This window comes from Cohnella silvisoli (genome assembly GCF_021190915.1).
Classification (GTDB): Bacteria; Bacillota; Bacilli; order Paenibacillales; family Paenibacillaceae; genus Cohnella; species Cohnella silvisoli.
The window spans coordinates 106,480-122,127 of the sequence record NZ_JAIOAP010000014.1 but is presented as its reverse complement, the minus strand read 5'-3'; the positions used below and the strand labels follow the sequence as shown (position 1 = coordinate 122,127).

At 50.9% G+C, this 15,648-nt stretch carries 13 protein-coding genes and 1 pseudogene; 7 read left to right on the top strand and 7 right to left on the bottom strand.

Features of this window, described 5'->3' with window-relative positions; all coding sequences use genetic code 11:
- Positions 1-8: 8 nt before the first annotated feature.
- From K7P76_RS23525 to K7P76_RS23515, 3 genes are all read right to left on the bottom strand, one after another.
- Entirely contained in the window at positions 9-728 is a 720-nt protein-coding gene (locus K7P76_RS23525) for a DUF4386 domain-containing protein (protein ID WP_232187774.1), read from the bottom strand.
- Positions 729-1,139: 411 nt separating this feature from the next.
- A complete protein-coding gene (locus tag K7P76_RS23520; RefSeq protein WP_232187773.1) occupies positions 1,140-1,451 on the bottom strand; it encodes a hypothetical protein in 312 nt (103 codons plus the stop codon).
- Positions 1,444-1,812 carry a DUF6864 domain-containing function gene (locus K7P76_RS23515; RefSeq protein WP_232187772.1) on the bottom strand — a complete coding sequence of 123 codons (369 nt, stop codon included), beginning with the start codon at positions 1,810-1,812 and terminating at the stop codon, positions 1,444-1,446. The genes K7P76_RS23520 and K7P76_RS23515 overlap by 8 nt, the downstream gene beginning before the upstream one ends.
- A 109-nt stretch (positions 1,813-1,921) precedes the next feature.
- On the opposite strand from K7P76_RS23515, the pseudogene K7P76_RS23510 reads away from it, so the two are divergent.
- Positions 1,922-2,086 (top strand): annotated as a pseudogene (locus K7P76_RS23510) (ROK family protein); the annotation flags it as partial.
- Between the two features lie 400 nt (positions 2,087-2,486).
- Here the strand turns inward: K7P76_RS23510 and K7P76_RS23505 are convergent.
- The gene (locus K7P76_RS23505) at positions 2,487-3,017 is read right to left on the bottom strand and encodes a phosphatase PAP2 family protein (RefSeq protein WP_232187771.1); all 531 of its coding nucleotides are present in this window, start codon (positions 3,015-3,017) and stop codon (positions 2,487-2,489) included.
- Between the two features lie 256 nt (positions 3,018-3,273).
- On the bottom strand, positions 3,274-4,380 hold the full coding sequence (locus K7P76_RS23500) for a winged helix DNA-binding domain-containing protein (protein WP_232187769.1): 1,107 nt from the start codon (positions 4,378-4,380) through the stop codon (positions 3,274-3,276).
- 154 nt (positions 4,381-4,534) lie between these two features.
- Here K7P76_RS23500 and K7P76_RS23495 point away from each other — a divergent pair, with 154 nt between their 5' ends.
- The 5 genes from K7P76_RS23495 to K7P76_RS23475 all read left to right on the top strand — a co-directional run bounded on the left by K7P76_RS23495 (position 4,535) and on the right by K7P76_RS23475 (position 10,715).
- Positions 4,535-5,404, top strand: coding sequence for an alpha/beta hydrolase (locus tag K7P76_RS23495; RefSeq protein WP_232187766.1), 870 nt, complete (start codon positions 4,535-4,537; stop codon positions 5,402-5,404).
- 17 nt (positions 5,405-5,421) lie between these two features.
- Positions 5,422-7,653, top strand: coding sequence for a winged helix-turn-helix domain-containing protein (locus K7P76_RS23490; protein ID WP_232187764.1), 2,232 nt, complete (start codon positions 5,422-5,424; stop codon positions 7,651-7,653).
- A gap of 85 nt (positions 7,654-7,738) precedes the next feature.
- On the top strand, positions 7,739-8,656 hold the full coding sequence (locus K7P76_RS23485) for an NAD(P)-dependent alcohol dehydrogenase (protein WP_232187762.1): 918 nt from the start codon (positions 7,739-7,741) through the stop codon (positions 8,654-8,656).
- A 185-nt stretch (positions 8,657-8,841) separates the two neighbouring features.
- Complete coding sequence (gene rbsK / locus K7P76_RS23480) at positions 8,842-9,777, top strand: ribokinase (protein ID WP_232187760.1); 936 nt, start codon at positions 8,842-8,844, stop codon at positions 9,775-9,777.
- Positions 9,774-10,715 carry a nucleoside hydrolase gene (locus K7P76_RS23475; protein WP_232187759.1) on the top strand — a complete coding sequence of 314 codons (942 nt, stop codon included), beginning with the start codon at positions 9,774-9,776 and terminating at the stop codon, positions 10,713-10,715. The genes rbsK and K7P76_RS23475 overlap by 4 nt, the downstream gene beginning before the upstream one ends.
- 106 nt (positions 10,716-10,821) lie before the next feature.
- Here the strand turns inward: K7P76_RS23475 and K7P76_RS23470 are convergent, their stop codons facing one another.
- A complete protein-coding gene (locus K7P76_RS23470) occupies positions 10,822-12,384 on the bottom strand; it encodes a response regulator transcription factor (protein ID WP_232187757.1) in 1,563 nt (520 codons plus the stop codon).
- A gap of 16 nt (positions 12,385-12,400) precedes the next feature.
- Positions 12,401-14,227 carry a cache domain-containing sensor histidine kinase gene (locus K7P76_RS23465; RefSeq protein WP_232187756.1) on the bottom strand — a complete coding sequence of 609 codons (1,827 nt, stop codon included), beginning with the start codon at positions 14,225-14,227 and terminating at the stop codon, positions 12,401-12,403.
- Positions 14,228-14,296: 69 nt separating this feature from the next.
- Between K7P76_RS23465 and K7P76_RS23460 the strand changes: the two genes are divergently transcribed.
- Entirely contained in the window at positions 14,297-15,586 is a 1,290-nt protein-coding gene (locus K7P76_RS23460; RefSeq protein ID WP_232187755.1) for an ABC transporter substrate-binding protein, read from the top strand.
- The last annotated feature ends 62 nt before the right edge of the window (positions 15,587-15,648 follow it).

Sequence of the window (15,648 nt, the reverse complement as noted above, 5' to 3'; positions counted from 1 at the left end):
AAAAGTTGTCATGTGTTATTAGAGAGTTTTCCTCCTCGGAGAAGCAGCCATATCCCAAAGCCTAGTTCTCCTGCGACCATTGGTGCAGTAAATACAAGATTAAGTATTGAAATTACCCGATCATATTGTGGAAGAAACGTTTTGCTTAGATGAATGACAATATAGCCTATTGAAGCAAGCAACAATAAAATGCTGATAACTTTAGGAATGCTGCCTGATTTGAAAGCCACATAGCCCACAATCAACAGATGCCCACCAAAAACGATCAAACCAATAGACCAAATAGACTCGAATGCTTCAAGGAATAGCATCATAAGCGATTGCGTTTGTTCGATTTTAAATGAGGATAAATCGTTTGTATGTCTCGAGAGAAGCAGCACAAATATCAAGTTCATTATGGCAATTTCCAATATAGTCGAATAGGTAAGACGGAGCCATGCACCGAGCAATGAAAGGCTTTTGTTAATTGGCTTCAGGAAGATATAGAAAGCCCAGGTGACCACTATGTCACAGATCAGGATGATGACCCACCCAAAGATTTCAGCTTTGAAAAGGTTATTTGATGACACGATGTTGTTAAATGTGGCGATGGGATCGCCTTGTACCACAAGACTTTCATGGACAAAGCCATAGGAAAAAAATGAGGCAAGTGCCATAATGATAAGCGAAGTACCAGCAAATAATGCAGATTTTCGCTGATACGATAGTTCATTTACTGAGGTAGCCATAAGATAGCCTCCTATATAAGATTGTTTATTTTCATTATAATTAGGAGGAGTATGACTGGTCATTGACTTAAATCAAGTCGTTATGACCGTTAAGCTGAACCCTATCACAAGTAATAAATAAAAATGAAGCCCGCTTAGCCGTTTTATAGGCTGGAGCGGGCTTCATCAATTATTATTTTTTTATCGTCGCTATATATTTAGGGGCGTTTTTGTTTTTTATACGCATCATAAAAAAGAAATTCGACATAAATAGCGTTTATTCCTTTACTTAGCTGCTGCATATGTTCCTCTAGAGATGGCGGTCCGTGAGTTCATACATCACTCAAAAGAAACCGCCGGATCACGTGGACAAGTCCATGCGGGATTAAGTTGAAACGGTTTATTAAGATGTAAGAGCCCAGTAGATATTGGTCAACCGCCGGTTTCCTTCGATCGCGATCCGATCAAGTATCCGATAATCGTCATTTCGACGGGGAGCACCAGCGACCACAATTCCTTTAATCCGAAGTCGGCCGAACGGTACTTCTCGGGCGTTAAGGTATAGACCAACGCGATGAGGAGAATGCCGAGCGCGATCGTGCCTACGATGTACAAGCGGACGTTGTCCCCCGAGCCGAAGAACTTACCGAGGAAGCCGAGTTCGGCTTTGCGTTTTTCGCTCTCCGCGTTCGCCGCGATGATCTTGCTGGCGACTTTAGGGTCTTGGATTTCGATTTTATTCATGATCCGGGACCCCTTCCCCCGCGTAAAATGTAAAGTTCAGCAACCAAGCCGTCGAATCGAAATTGATGGTCACCTCGTAACGAAGAGACAGTTTGCGATTGTTCAGAACCCCGAGATGGATCATATCCTGGTTGCCGGTCGGCTTGCCTCTCGGAAAGTTGATGCATGCGATTCGCACCTCGTTGTGTCGGACAAGGCGAATGTCCGTCATGAAGTCATCCCGTTCCGGTTCATGTTCAATACAGAATACGAACGTCAAAGGATCGTTCTCTTCGGACAACGTGATTTCGATCGGGCTCATCCCGTAAGCGAATACTCGGCCGTGATAAACGACTTCGAATCCTCCAGACGTTATTTTCATGTTCATCCCCCCCGAGACAGACTTTCATTCGTACGAGCTTTATCTTTCTATTTTACGATAGTAGCGATCGGTACATGACAACTGACACGGGTTTTCCCGAAGTAAGGTCCTTTATTTGACGGTGGGCACTGGAATTGGCGGCGGAGCAGTCGTAAACGGAAAAGTTTGAGAGGGATTCAGTCACCCTGAAATGGGACATATCAAAGTTCAACCGCACCCGCACGATTCTTTTCATGGGTTATGTCCGTTTCTTCTTTCAACGATATCCGGGATCGATGAAAAGAGTAAAATTTATTTTGTTCTTCATCCATAAAGAAACCGCCGGATCGCGTTGACCGGCGGTTTTGCTGTTGTTGCGTGATAACAAACGATGAGTCGAGTACGCCATTGGCTATACGAGGATGTTCCGACGTAGAAAATATTTCGGACCAAGCCAATAGCTGGTTTTTATGCGCTAATTTTTATTATCGAGGGGAATAGTCGTCAGTTGCTGCCAACCTTATTCCGAAGCTTCATTTTCGCATGTTTCATGGGCTTTTTACACCGAATAGTTATTCTAATGATCATGACAACTGCTATGAATACAAAAACAAGCCACGAAATCTTTAATGCATTCATGGCTATTATTGTATCAAAGTTCATCATAAGTGCTCCTTTTGTTGCTAGTCTCTAAACTAATGAATCAAACCGACCATGAATAGAGCGCTGAATGTTCCGAGCAAGCATCCGGCGATGCAGTCCGAGGGATAGTGAAGTCCCATGTAAATGCGCGATAAGCCCACATTCAATGCCAGCGGTATTAAAATGAAAGTCAGCGAATGAGAAACAAATAAGAATGGTGTGATGATCGAGAATATTGCCGTCGTGTGTCCCGATGGAAAAGAATGATCCTTCAGCGGATTTCTGCCTACTTTTGTTTGCGGTAAAACCAAATATGGCCGAGGTCTTTGAATCTTCTTCTTGATTATCGCTGCAATAATATGACTCGCCGTCAAGGCGGCCATGCTCTGCCAGCCTGCAGTGCCCCATGCACTAGGGGCAAACAGGGCCATAGACAACGTGAATAGGATCGTAAAGGTTGCTCCGCCGATATGGGTGAGTAAGCCGAAAATACGATCGAGAGACGTATGACGTATCGTATGATTGCACCAGATAAACATACGTTTTTCATGGCCATGCAGCCATTCCATATATTGATTTATCATAAACCCCCACCGATTGAACCCCGCTAAGAAGATGTTTTTTATCCTACCATATAATTCTGAAGATAAAATGAGTGATTTTCTAAATTTATTTTAAAGACCGAATTGGGTGCGACAACCCCCTCCGGAGAACAATCGGTGACAATCTTCCTCGGGAAGTTATATAGCCATAAAGCTGGTGCTTGATCCATAAAAAAACCGTCGGATCGCGTAGACCGGCGGTTATGCTGTTGTTGCGTGATAACAAATTCCATTGGGATTATTCCACCACTTGAAAGGACGTTGCAGCGACAGGCAGTCCCATAAATTCGCAATATCGCGCGGCAGCCTCGATGATGCGCTCTTCAATGTCTTTCAGAGGCGCAAATAGGTTAAATTCGATATCGATCCCTTTACTTTTAATCGTCCGTTTCCATTTGCCGGCGACTTGACCGTCGATAACGATGGTCGGCATGAATACGCCATTATTGCCGGGGACAATATGGGGGGCATATTCTGCTTTTAATACCGCGCTCCGGTCTTTATAGCCAAGCAGATATTCATCGTATCCCGGAAGCAGATAGACAGTCGGTCCTTCATCTATTGAGCCAATTTGGACGTGGTCGGCTCTCCAATACTCCTGTCCGCCTATCTTTTCCGATACCAGCCGGGACTGTACAGCTTCGACTCCCTGTCTTGCATCCGAGAGCGTGATGCCAGCCCACCAGGCCAAATCATATACGGTTGCTGGACCATGGCTGGTATAATATCGCTCCGCGAGCAAAGCGAGCGCCTCGCTCCTGGATAATTCCTTCGCGGCAGGCACCCACTCATCCAGCAAAACAAAGGTTTGCTGCTTGCCTTCCTTCGGCCCTAGACAAATGTGGCCGCTCTGCGCGAGATACCACAGAAGATGATATCCCCGCTGATTTTTCGTGCTGATCCCATCTTCCTCCAGCAATTGCATGAGATTGGGCCGGGTTATCCGCTTGTTCCCTTGCAATGCGTCATAGATGATCTGCCTGCAGCGTTCGATGATCTGCTGGTTAAGCTCCAATTGTTCCAGTCTACGCTTATCCTGCGCCAGAATGCGCGAAGCCAGAAGCTTCAGCATCCATCTCACGTCTTCTGGAGACACGAAATGAATCGTACCGCGGATCGGCCAAGTCAGCATAATTTTACGATCCTCGATGCTTTGCTCGATATCCGCCGCAGTAGCAGATTGCATACGCATTCCGACTGCCCACAAGGCCTGATGATAATCCTGTGCCTGCAGAGCGCCGAGCTGTTGGACAACCTGTTCTGGCTTGTCCACCTTCCCGCCAGCTATGAGCATATTGTACATCCGTCGATAAGGAATGCTTTGTTCCCTCATGGATTCCATCATGGTCTTGTTTCTCCTTTCATTAAAGTAATACCTTCAAGTGCTGAGTTAATATAAAAAGTTAGAAATCGCATAGCATCAACGTCAAAATAGCTAAAACCGAAATATTGCATGAATGTTGTATGGTATTAGTATAAACAGATTGGGAGTGATTGAAATGAAAAAAATCGTAACACTTAGTGACGGTTCCACATTAGAAGTTGGTTTGACTGGAAAGGCTTCTAGTAAAGTAATTATGCTGCCGGCAGCGAAAAAATCCGTTTATGGTCAGGAAGCGGAAAGCTTGAAATTGTGGGGGGTAGACCCTGAATTAGGGAAAAATTTGGTTGAAGGGCTGTCTGACAAATTTCAAGTTTTGTACTTTGATTATGAAGGTCACCTTTTTGAAAATCCCCAACCAGATCATCTCACACCTGCAAACATTGCAAAAGATTTATTACGGATAGCCGATGAAATGAATGTTGGGAAATTTAGTTACTATGGTTACTCATGGTTAGCTCTAGTTGGATTACAATTGGCAATCAGAACGAATAGACTAGAAAGTTTGATTATGGGAGGGTATCCACCCTATGAAGGACCTTATAAAGAAATGATGATAGTAACCAATAAGACCTACGAGCAAGCTTTGAATAATCAAAATACTTCTGAGTATCGACAAGAACAAATTACTAACCCTGAAGAGATTGATTGGGATAATATACAGGTGAAAATGGATCCAAATCAAACGAAACAGTTTGTTACTATGTATAAGGACTTAATGGATTTCGACGATAAAAAAATTCAAAATACGTTGACTATCCCTAAGCTAGCTTTTGCAGGAGAGAAAGATACTATTGTTTATGGAAAAAATTTCGGGAGTGTTACTGTAGATATAGTCGGATTATTACGGAAAAATAAAACGGAATTGGAGCATTTAGATTGGGATGTAGAAATATTAAAAGGGAATGACATGGATCATACAAAAGCTATGCAGCCTGCTACAGTTTTACCGTTAATTAAACCCTGGTTTATTGATAATTTATTGTAGGTTAGTATAATGAATCTATGACGATACCGATTGTATCCACCAAACTATATATCCCTCCGCCGCGGACGATAAGGGTCTCCCGGTCACGCCTAACCGAGCGGCTAAACGAGGGCTTGCATCGCAAATTGACCCTTGTCTCCGCCTCCGCCGGGTTTGGCAAAACGACGCTGGTCAGCGAATGGCTCGCCGGCTGTGAACGGCCGGCTGCCTGGCTGTCGTTGGACGAAGGGGACAACGATCCGGTTCGTTTTCTGACTTACCTTCTCGCCGCTTTGCGAACGATCGGGGCGAACATTGGAGAAGGAGTGTTTGGCGCGCTCCAATCCCCACAGCCACCGCCGATCGAATCGATTCTAACGGTTCTGCTCAATGAAATCGCCACCTTCCCGAACTCCTTCATCCTCGTCCTTGACGACTACCACGTAATCGATGACAAATCGATAGATCATGCCCTTGCTTTTCTGCTCGATAACCTGCCGTCGCAGATGCACCTAGTGATCATCACTCGCACGGATCCACGATTACCTATTGCCCGGATGCGTGTCCGTGATCAATTGACCGAACTGCGCGTCGCGGACTTGCGATTTACCCACTCAGAAGCAGCCGGTTTTCTCAACCGCGTGATGGCTCTAGATCTCACATCGGAAGAGATCGCCCGGCTTGAAGCCCGCACAGAAGGCTGGATTGCCGGTCTCCAATTAGCAGCGATTTCGATGCAGGGACATGATGATGCCGCCGGCTTCATCGAAACTTTCACCGGCAGCCACGGCTTCGTGCTGGACTATCTGGTTGAAGAAGTCCTGCAACAGCAATCTGAAAGGGTTCAGACTTTCTTGCTCGGCACGTCGATTCTAGATCGCATATGCGGTCCTCTTAGCGATGCCGTTCTGCGACTCGTCCCCCCGTCAAGCGGGCAAGAAACGTTGGAAGAGATCGAACGCGCCAACTTGTTCATCGTCCCGCTGGATAACGAGCGGCGTTGGTACCGCTATCACCATCTCTTTGCGGATTTGCTGAGGCACAGATTGGATCGGAGTACTGCGGCGGAATTACACCTGCGCGCCAGCATATGGCATGAACAGAATGGCTTGGAACTCGAAGCTTTTCGCCATGCCGTCGCCGCGGGCGATGTCGAACGCGCCGCGCGATTGACGGAAGGAGAGGGGATGCCCTTGCACTTTCGCGGTGCGGTGTCCCCCGTACTGAACTGGCTTTCGTCCCTGCCGAAGACGGAACTGGATAAGAGGCCTTCGCTGCGGGTGATCTATGCCTCGGCGTTGTTGATGGTCGGCCAATTGACCGGTATCGAACAGCAACTTCAAGCTGCCGAAACTTCTCTTCAAGGAATCGAGCCGGATGAAAAAGTCCGAGACCTTATCGGTCATATTGCCTCCATAAGGGCTACGGTAGCGGTTAGTCAGCACCAAGTAGAGACGATTCTTGTTCAGTCGCACCGCGCTTTGGAGTATTTGCGCCCCGATAACCTGCCTATCCGCGCGGCAACTAAATGGACGCTTGGATATGCTTACCAGCTCCAGGGGGATCGTGCCGCGGCCAGGATGGCCTTTACCGAAGCATTATCGATCAGTCAAATGATCGGGCATGTCATTATCACCATTATGGCTACAATTGGCCTCGGCAATATACAGGAAGCTGAAAACCAGCTTTATGTGGCGGCTGAGACCTATCGGCGGGTTCTGAAATTGGCAGGTGATCCGCCGTTTCCAGTTGCTTGCGAAGCGCACCTGGGCTTAGCCCGTATTTTATATGAATGGAACGACCTGGACGCAGCTATGCACCACGGACAACAGGCCGTCCTACTGGCGCGGCAGTTAGAACACAAGGACAGAGTCGTTGCAGGTGAGGCGTTTCTCTCCCGACTGTTCCGGACCTTTGATGACAAGGGATATCCGATGGCTAGATTATTGTCCGAAGCAACTGCTCGCGGAATGATGCCAGATTACGTAGGCAAGTTGCTGGCTGAATTCGAAGCCGAGGAGCCGAAGAGCGATCCCCAATCTTTGCTGCGCCAACCCTCGTCATACCCGCCCCTTATCGAGCCGTTAAGCGGGCGCGAGCTAGACATTTTACAGCTCATTGCCCAGGGACTTTCGAATCGCGAGATTAGCGAGCGGCTTTTCCTCGCGCTTAGTACGGTTAAAGGGCATAACCGGAATATTTTTGACAAGCTGCAGGTTAAGCGGCGCACCGAAGCTGTAGCGCTTGCCCGCAAATTGGGTCTATTGTAAGTTTTGCAAAACAATACTTAAGTATCTATATGTCAATACCGTGCAGCAGATATACTAATTGCAAATTGAGGTTTGGAGGAAACCCATGAAAGCAATTGTATGCACCAAATACGGAACACCGGATGTTCTTCAACTCATAGAGATAGAAAAACCAACTCCCAAGGACAATGAAGTCTTGGTAAAAGTTCATGCGACAACCGTAACATCAGGGGATTGTAGAGTTCGAAGTTTCGAAAGCCCTATCTTGTTATGGATCCCCATGCGATTATTCTTAGGCCTCAGAAAACCAAGAAAACCTATTCTGGGGGTCGAGTTAGCCGGGGAGATTGAGGCAATAGGCAAAGATGTGAAGCGATTTAAGAAAGGTGACCAGGTTTATGCATTAACGGGGATGCGCTTTGGTGCTTATGCCGAATACACATGTCTGCCTGAAGACGGAGTCGTGGCACTGAAACCGACGAATGCGACTTATGAGGAAGCCGCTGCCGTACCTTTTGGAGGAACTACGGCCTTGCATTTTTTTAGAAAAGGAAAGATCCAGAACGGACAAAAAGTTCTTATTTATGGAGCTTCCGGGGCGGTAGGGACTTCCGCGGTACAGCTCGCCAAGTACTTCGGGGCAGAAGTTACCGGGGTATGCAGTGCCACAAATTTGGAATTGGTGAAGTCTCTGGGAGCCGATAAGGTAATGGATTACAGGAAAGAGGATTTTACGAAAAGTGGAGTGTTATATGATATCATCTTCGATGCAGTTGGGAAAACCTCAAAATCAAATTGCAAGAAAGCACTAACTCCGAACGGGACATACGTGTCAGTTGCGCAGGGGATGGCAAGGGTACGTACCGAAGATTTGCTTTTGCTCAAAGAGCTTGTCGAGACGGGAAAGATAAAATCGGTCATAGATAGACGCTATCCGCTGGAACAAATTCCCGAGGCGCACAGATACGTTGAACAAGGGCGCAAAAAGGGGAATGTGGTCATCACGGTGGGACGTGAGAATTAAGCCTAACAAACAAGAACCGAAGGCGCTCGGGCCCTCGGTTCTTGTTTGATTTAAACGGTTATCGTGCATATTGCATACCTTAAAAAGTGTACCGCAAGTCCTTAAAATAGTAGACCCGCGTTCTTCTATAATGGGGGCTGTGTACGCCTAGAACCAAATCCATTAGAAAGAACGTGACAGCCCCAATGAAATCCATATGCGTGATCGGAAGTTTGAACGTGGACATGGTCGCAGCCGTCGAACGTTTCCCGCAGCCCGGAGAGACGTTGACGGCGGACGGCTACTCCGTCTTCTTTGGTGGGAAGGGGGGCAATCAAGCCGTCGCTCTCGGCAAGCTGGGTGCCAAGGTGAAGATGGTAGGGAAAGTCGGGGAAGATATTCACGGGAACGATTATATTCGCCACCTGCGGATGAACGGAGTCGACGTCAGTGGAATTAGTACGGAGAAAGGCGCGGTAACGGGAACAGCTATGATCTGGGTCGACAGGCAAGGGGAGAACCAGATCGTCGTCTCGCCAGGCGCGAACGGCTGCATGCAGCCCTCCGATATCGACGCGATGTGGGAGGAACTCGTCGAATCGGATCTTTTCCTATTCCAGTTGGAGATTCCGATCGGCACCGTAGCCTACGCGGTAAAACGGTTGAAGCAGGCGGGAAAGACGATCGTGCTCGATCCGGCGCCAGCTTCCCAGCTGCCCGAAGCCATTTTCCGCTACATCGACTACATGACGCCGAACGAGACGGAAGTCCGATACTATGCGGGTAAGCAAGACCGATACGTCTATCAATTAAAAGAAGCGGCCGGTATCCTCATACGCAGAGGCGTCGGAACGGTAATCGCGAAAGCGGGCGAGAACGGCGCCTATTTGATACGGGATACGGAACTGTCTCATATCGATGCTTATCCGACCCAGGCGATCGATACGACCGGAGCCGGTGATTCCTTCAACGCCGGTTTCGCTTATGCACTGGCTTCTGGCCTCGAAGTTAACGAAGCGGTTCGGATCGGCAATGCGGTGGGCGCGCTGTCCGTTCGCCAAGTAGGCGCGCAGTCGGCGATGCCGACCAGAGAAGAATTGGATCGTTTCCTGGAAACCAGTCAGAGGAGGATAAAGCTATGAACGATAGCAATGGATATCAGCCAACCGGGACGCCGGTCCCGATCCTGTTGGATACGGATATCGGCCCCGACTGCGACGATGCGGGGGCCGTGGCCGTCTTGCATGCGCTGGAACGAATGCGCCAGGTTCGTATCGTCGGCATGATGCACTGCACTTCCAGTCGTTGGGGAGCCGGCTGCCTTGATGCGTTGAACAGCTACTTCGGAAGGGGCGATATCCCCGTCGGCACCTTAAGGCGGATCTCGAGTTTCCTTGATTCCGACGAGTTATACGGCAAATACAACAAAGGTATTGCGAAGGGTTACCCAAACCGATACGCTGAGGGGGAAGAGGCGCCCGATGCGACCGATCTGTATCGCGAACTGCTCTCGAAAACCGAGGACGATACGGTCGTCTTTGTGGCGATCGGGCCGCTCGTGAACCTTATGTATTTACTCCAGTCCGGCCCCGATAGGCATTCCGACTTGTCCGGGGCTGAGCTCGTCGCTCGCAAGGCGCGGCATCTCGTTGCCATGGGCGGCCGTTTCCCGGAAGGCAAGGAGTGGAATTTCGAGATGCATCCCGAATCGGCGGCCTACGTCGCAGAGCACTGGCCTACCGGCATCACGTTCACCGGCTATGAGATCGGCGCGGAGATTCGAACCGGTCGCCGACTTCATACCGATACGCCGGTCGACCATCCCGTGCGGAGAAGCTATGTGTGGTATGGCGGGGAGGGCGGCGTTCGCGAGAGCTGGGATCTAACGGCTGTGCTATACGCTGCGGAAGGGCCGGGCGACTATTGGGACGTGGTCCGCGGCTGCATCGAAGTGGATCCCGATAGCGGAGCCAATCGATGGGAGCCGCATCCTGAAGGCCGGCATGGTTATTTAACGCGCAAGATGGAGCCGGAGAAACTGGTCAACCTGCTCGACGATTTACTTGTACAGCTGCCCTGAATAACGGAAGAGACAGAGAGAGGCCGCATCCCGCCGGCATAGCTGGTAAGCGCGGTCTCTCTCTTTTGTATGCTAATGGGAACTGCTCCTCAAGTTACTCACCTTATCACTCGCCGAGCTGCTGCTGTCGATAATCGGTCGGCGTATAGCCGGTTTCCTTCTTGAACACTTTGTAGAAATACTTCGTATTCTCGTAGCCGGTCATGACGGATATCCGGTCGATGCGGTACTTGGTCGTAAGCAGAAGATGCTTGGCCCGTTCTATGCGGATTCTGCGCAAGTAATCCTGGAATGTCTCGCCCATCTTCTCCTTGAACATGACGCTTAAGTAGACGGGATGTAGGAAGAAACGGTCCGCGACTTCTTCCAGCGTTAGCTGATGCGCATAGTGGCGGTCGATGTATTGCTTGATCTGCTGCGAGAGTCCGGCCGCTTTGGCCGTCCGCCCGGGCACTTGTCCGACTGCGTCTCGCACGAACTGCAGGAAGTGCCGCTCGAACGCTTCGGCATCGATTTCATGACTCAAGAGTGGCAGCATCTCAAGCCGTGCATCCGGAGAAATCCGATGAACGGAGCCAAGATGCTCGACGATGCGGTGGTACAGCGTCCGGCAAATCCGTTTGACCGCTTGCAGCGTAAAGCTTTCGTCGAGCCGGCAAGTGGAGAACAAGTCAGCGGCGAGCCGTACGGCTTGCGCTTCGTTGCCTTCTTCCATCTCGTAGAGGAAATCCTCCATGTGAGGCCAGCGCCATTCCACCCCGTTCTCGGCAGGCTCGCCGGGGCTGCCACTATTCGAAGACATCCGGTGCACGCCGGTCATTCGGCCGAAGGGCCGAGCCTCGAGCAGCGAGAGAGCGCTCCGGTAGGCGCGGGGCAGGCCCTGCACGGAATTGCATTCGCCGCTGACGGCGGCGATAGTCTCGGCCCTTCTAGAGTATTCGGCCAGACAGGCATTGATTTTCGCGGTCGCGGCTTGCCTGCCTGTAAGAGCATCCGAACAGACGAGAAGAGTGACCCCCGGTATGTCGGGATGGGGGAACCGTAAACAGCCGTCCGGCAGCATCTTGAAATCCTCGCTTTCGTTCGCGCCGGTCTTCTTCTCCGAGACGGATGGCTCCAGGAGAACGGCAACGACGAAGGAACCCGCCGACAGAAAAGCACGCAGCGGCTCTGACGAATAAGACTCCGGGCGGGGGGATACATCTTCGTCGGATTGCCGGCACAGCCAGGCCGAGAAGCGCACGAGATCAAGCTCCAACTCGATCTCCATCGCGTTCTTGCGGCTCAGCTTGGTTTGTTCAATCCGATCGATTGCCTTCGCCAGCGCTTGCCGAAGCTCTTCGTTGTCGAACGGTTTCAGAATATAGCCGGCTACGCTGGAGGTGATTGCTTCCCGCGTGTACTCGAAATCCGAATAGCCGCTGACGACGATAAGCTGCGCTTCGGAACGCCGGTCGGTCACGGCCTGCAGGAACGAAACTCCGTCCATGACCGGCATGCGCATGTCGGTCAGCATGATATCGGGGCGTTCCCGTTCGACCAGCGCCAAACCTTCCTCGCCGTCCTCGGCTTCTCCCACCCAGGCAAGGGGCAGCCCGAGCGAAGATATTTGCTTGACGATCGCTTTGCGGATGAGAGCCTCATCATCGATGATCACATATCTGTACATACCTATGATGCTCCCTTCAGAAGTTGGCGGTTGAATTGGTACGTTTCGCAAGAGAATCACCTTCGCTCGGCATAGTCGCGGGCAGCCGGATGCGGACGGTCGTGCCCCGATTATCCGCGCTGTCTACCTCTATCCCGTACGCATTCCCGTAATACAAAGCAATTCGCGCGTGGACGTTATACAGACCGATGGAACGGGCGTCGTTCTTGCCGGGATGGAGTTCTTCTAATTCGGCTGGTCGTCCCAACATGCTCCGAACCTCCATAAGCCTGTCCGGAGGAATACCGACCCCGTCGTCCTGCACTTCGATGCTTATGCCGCCGTCCTGTTCCCAAGCGCGGATGCGAACCGTACCATGGCCTTTCTTCTTCTCGATGCCGTGATATACGGCGTTCTCTACGATCGGCTGAAGAATAAGCTTCAGCACCGGGAAAGTTTCGAGCTTCGGAGGGATCTCCGTCTCCAGGCGAATTTTATCCCCGTAACGGAAAGATTGGATCGTCATGTAATTGTGGACGTGACCCAGTTCCTCCTTGAGCATGACCAGGTCCCGGTTGATCTTGATGCTGTACCGGAACATGTCGCCCAGCGCCTTGGACATTGCGGACAGGCTGTGCACTTCCTCGAGCACCGCGATGCTGTTCATCGTGGCCAGCGTGTTGAACAGGAAATGGGAGTTGATCTGGGCCTCAAGCGCTTTCATTTTGGATGACATTGCGATAAATTGATTGTGGTACCTCTCGCGAATCAAGGTATCAATTTCATGCAGCATCGTGAAGTAACGGTTGTATAAAATGCCGATCTCGTCCGTCCTGCGTTCGTATCGTTCGAGACGGGGCGGAAGCTGGCCGGTCTGGTAACGCTTCATCATCTGAGCCATGAGGTTAACCGGTTGAGAGAATGCCTTCGCGATCCAAAGCGATAAGCCGATGGCCAGAATCGCCCAGCAGATGCCGAACCATAAAGCAAAGCGAGACGTTGATCGGGCTTCTCCGGTAACCGCATCAAGCGAAACGGCGATGACCATATGCCAGTCGTATTCCGAGAACGTATTGTGCAGAATAAGAGTGTTGCTCCGGTCATCGATGCGGCTTCCGGCACCGAAGGCGGAAGAAGCCCATTCCTCGTCGAATTCGCCCTCTCCGTAAAGCCGGTTTCCGATGCCGTTCAACAGAAAAATTCGTTGTTCGGCTAGCATTCCCTCTTTCAGCTCATCGAATAGACTCAAGCTGCAATTGATGAGCAGGACGCCGATCCGACGATTGGTGGCCGGCTCGTACAATGCCCGGGAGAACGCGATGGACGGGTTGCCGGACAACAGGAAGTCTTGATTCTCCAGCTCTCCGACGACCATTTTGCCTTTTGCTCCAATCGTATCGCGGTACCAAGCAGATGATAGAGGACGATAGTCGGTTTTCAGCTCGGAGCCTTTGGTGTTGGCGAACACCGTGCCGTCCTCCGCGAACACGTACAGCCCTTCGATATAGTCATGGTTGAGCAGCAAGCTCTCGGTCGCGGTCTTGAATTCGCGCGTATGGCGCAGCCGATCGTACGGAAGAATGTCTTTTCCTCCGGCATGCTGCCCGAGAAAGGACAGGATCGTGTCCGAGTCGGCAGTCTGCCGATAGGCCAGATAGGCGGACACTCGTCCGATTTCTTCGAGTCGGTTCGTCATCCGAATGGAAGAACGGTCAAGCAGGTTCAGAGACACTTCCTTCACTTGACTCTCCACGAGAGCGGCGTAATTGCGGTTCGTCACGACGACGACGATGACAATCGGAATGAGGGAGAGCAGCAGGAGCGCGACCAACAAACGATTTTTCAGTCCCCAGGCGAACTTCATTCGCATCTTCTCCGGACATGCATTTTTATTTATAATAGTAACATATTTCGACTCTATCGAGGTGAGACGTTGAAGCGAACATGGACGGGTCTTCTTCAATTGCTCTTAGGGTTGTTTATCGTATCTGGCTGCGCACAGCATCCCGGCGAGGATCGGCCCGTGCCGAACCCCGTAACGCTAAAATTTATGCATATGGGCGTATCCTCCGACGGAAGGGACAATAATAGGTACGTCATGCAATTGTTCCCAACGATGGTCGAGGATCGGTTCACCGACATTCGCATCGCGACGGAGATGCTGCCTGAGGACGCGTATACCAAATCGATGCTGATGCAGCTTTCCGCGGGAAAAGGTCCGGATTTCTTCGAATGGTGGCCGATGCGGCAACTGGAAGGATTGGCGCGCGCGGGATACCTGCAAGACTTGACCGGAATGGAGATTCTGAAGGCGTTCTCTCCGGACGCTCTCGAAGGCTTTACGGTCGACGGCCGGGTGTACGGTCTTCCCAAAGGCTTCAGCATGATGGGGGCTTGGTACAATAAGGAACTGTTGGAACGTTACGGCGTAAGGGATTGGCCAAAGGATTGGGACTCGTTTCTGGCGCTTTGCGAGACGCTGAAGCAGGCGGGGGTTACGCCGATCATTATGCCGGATAAGGATTGGTGGTTTCTGCAGTTCGGCTTGTATCCGCTGGCGGCCTCGGTCGTCTATCCGGGGGATCCCGATTTCGACAAACGTTTGTTGGACGGTACTCAAACTTTCACCGGATCGAAATGGCGCGACGTGCTGAATATGTACAAGCTGCTATACGACCGGGGATATATTAGAGCGGGTTCCCTCGAGACCGGTGAGGCGCAAGCTGCGGCTTGGTTTAACGACGGCAAGGCGGCTATGATTTTCGGCGGCAACTGGGATTACGGTAGCCTGACGCGAACAGGCGACGTCCCATTCGGCAGGGGTTTTATGCCCTTGCCCGGCAACGCGCCGGGAGCTCCCCTGATCTTGTCCGTAGGTCCTGCCGGCGGTACGGTCATCAACAAGAATACCGGCAATTTGCCGGAAGTGCTCGACGTAATGGCCTATCAATTCAGCCCGTCCTCCCCTTTGTACCGGGAGTTCAAGCTGCAGTACCAAGTATTCCCCGCCTTCAAGGGGGAAGACGTCGGCATCGCCGAGTTCGAGGAGTATGCGGCTCTCATGCAGAGTAACGAATCCGTGGTTTTCAGCAATCAGGCCTGGCCCGTCGGCGTGGCGGAGACGTTGTGCACCGGATTTCAAGACTGGATCGCGGGCAAAGGAGACGCGGACGCCATTCTCGCCGCGATGGATCGAACGTTGGAGAGGCTCCGGGGAACGTGACCTTTGGAAAGTATACTTCAACTCCTTAAAAGAATAGACTTACATCCTTTTATAATGATGAC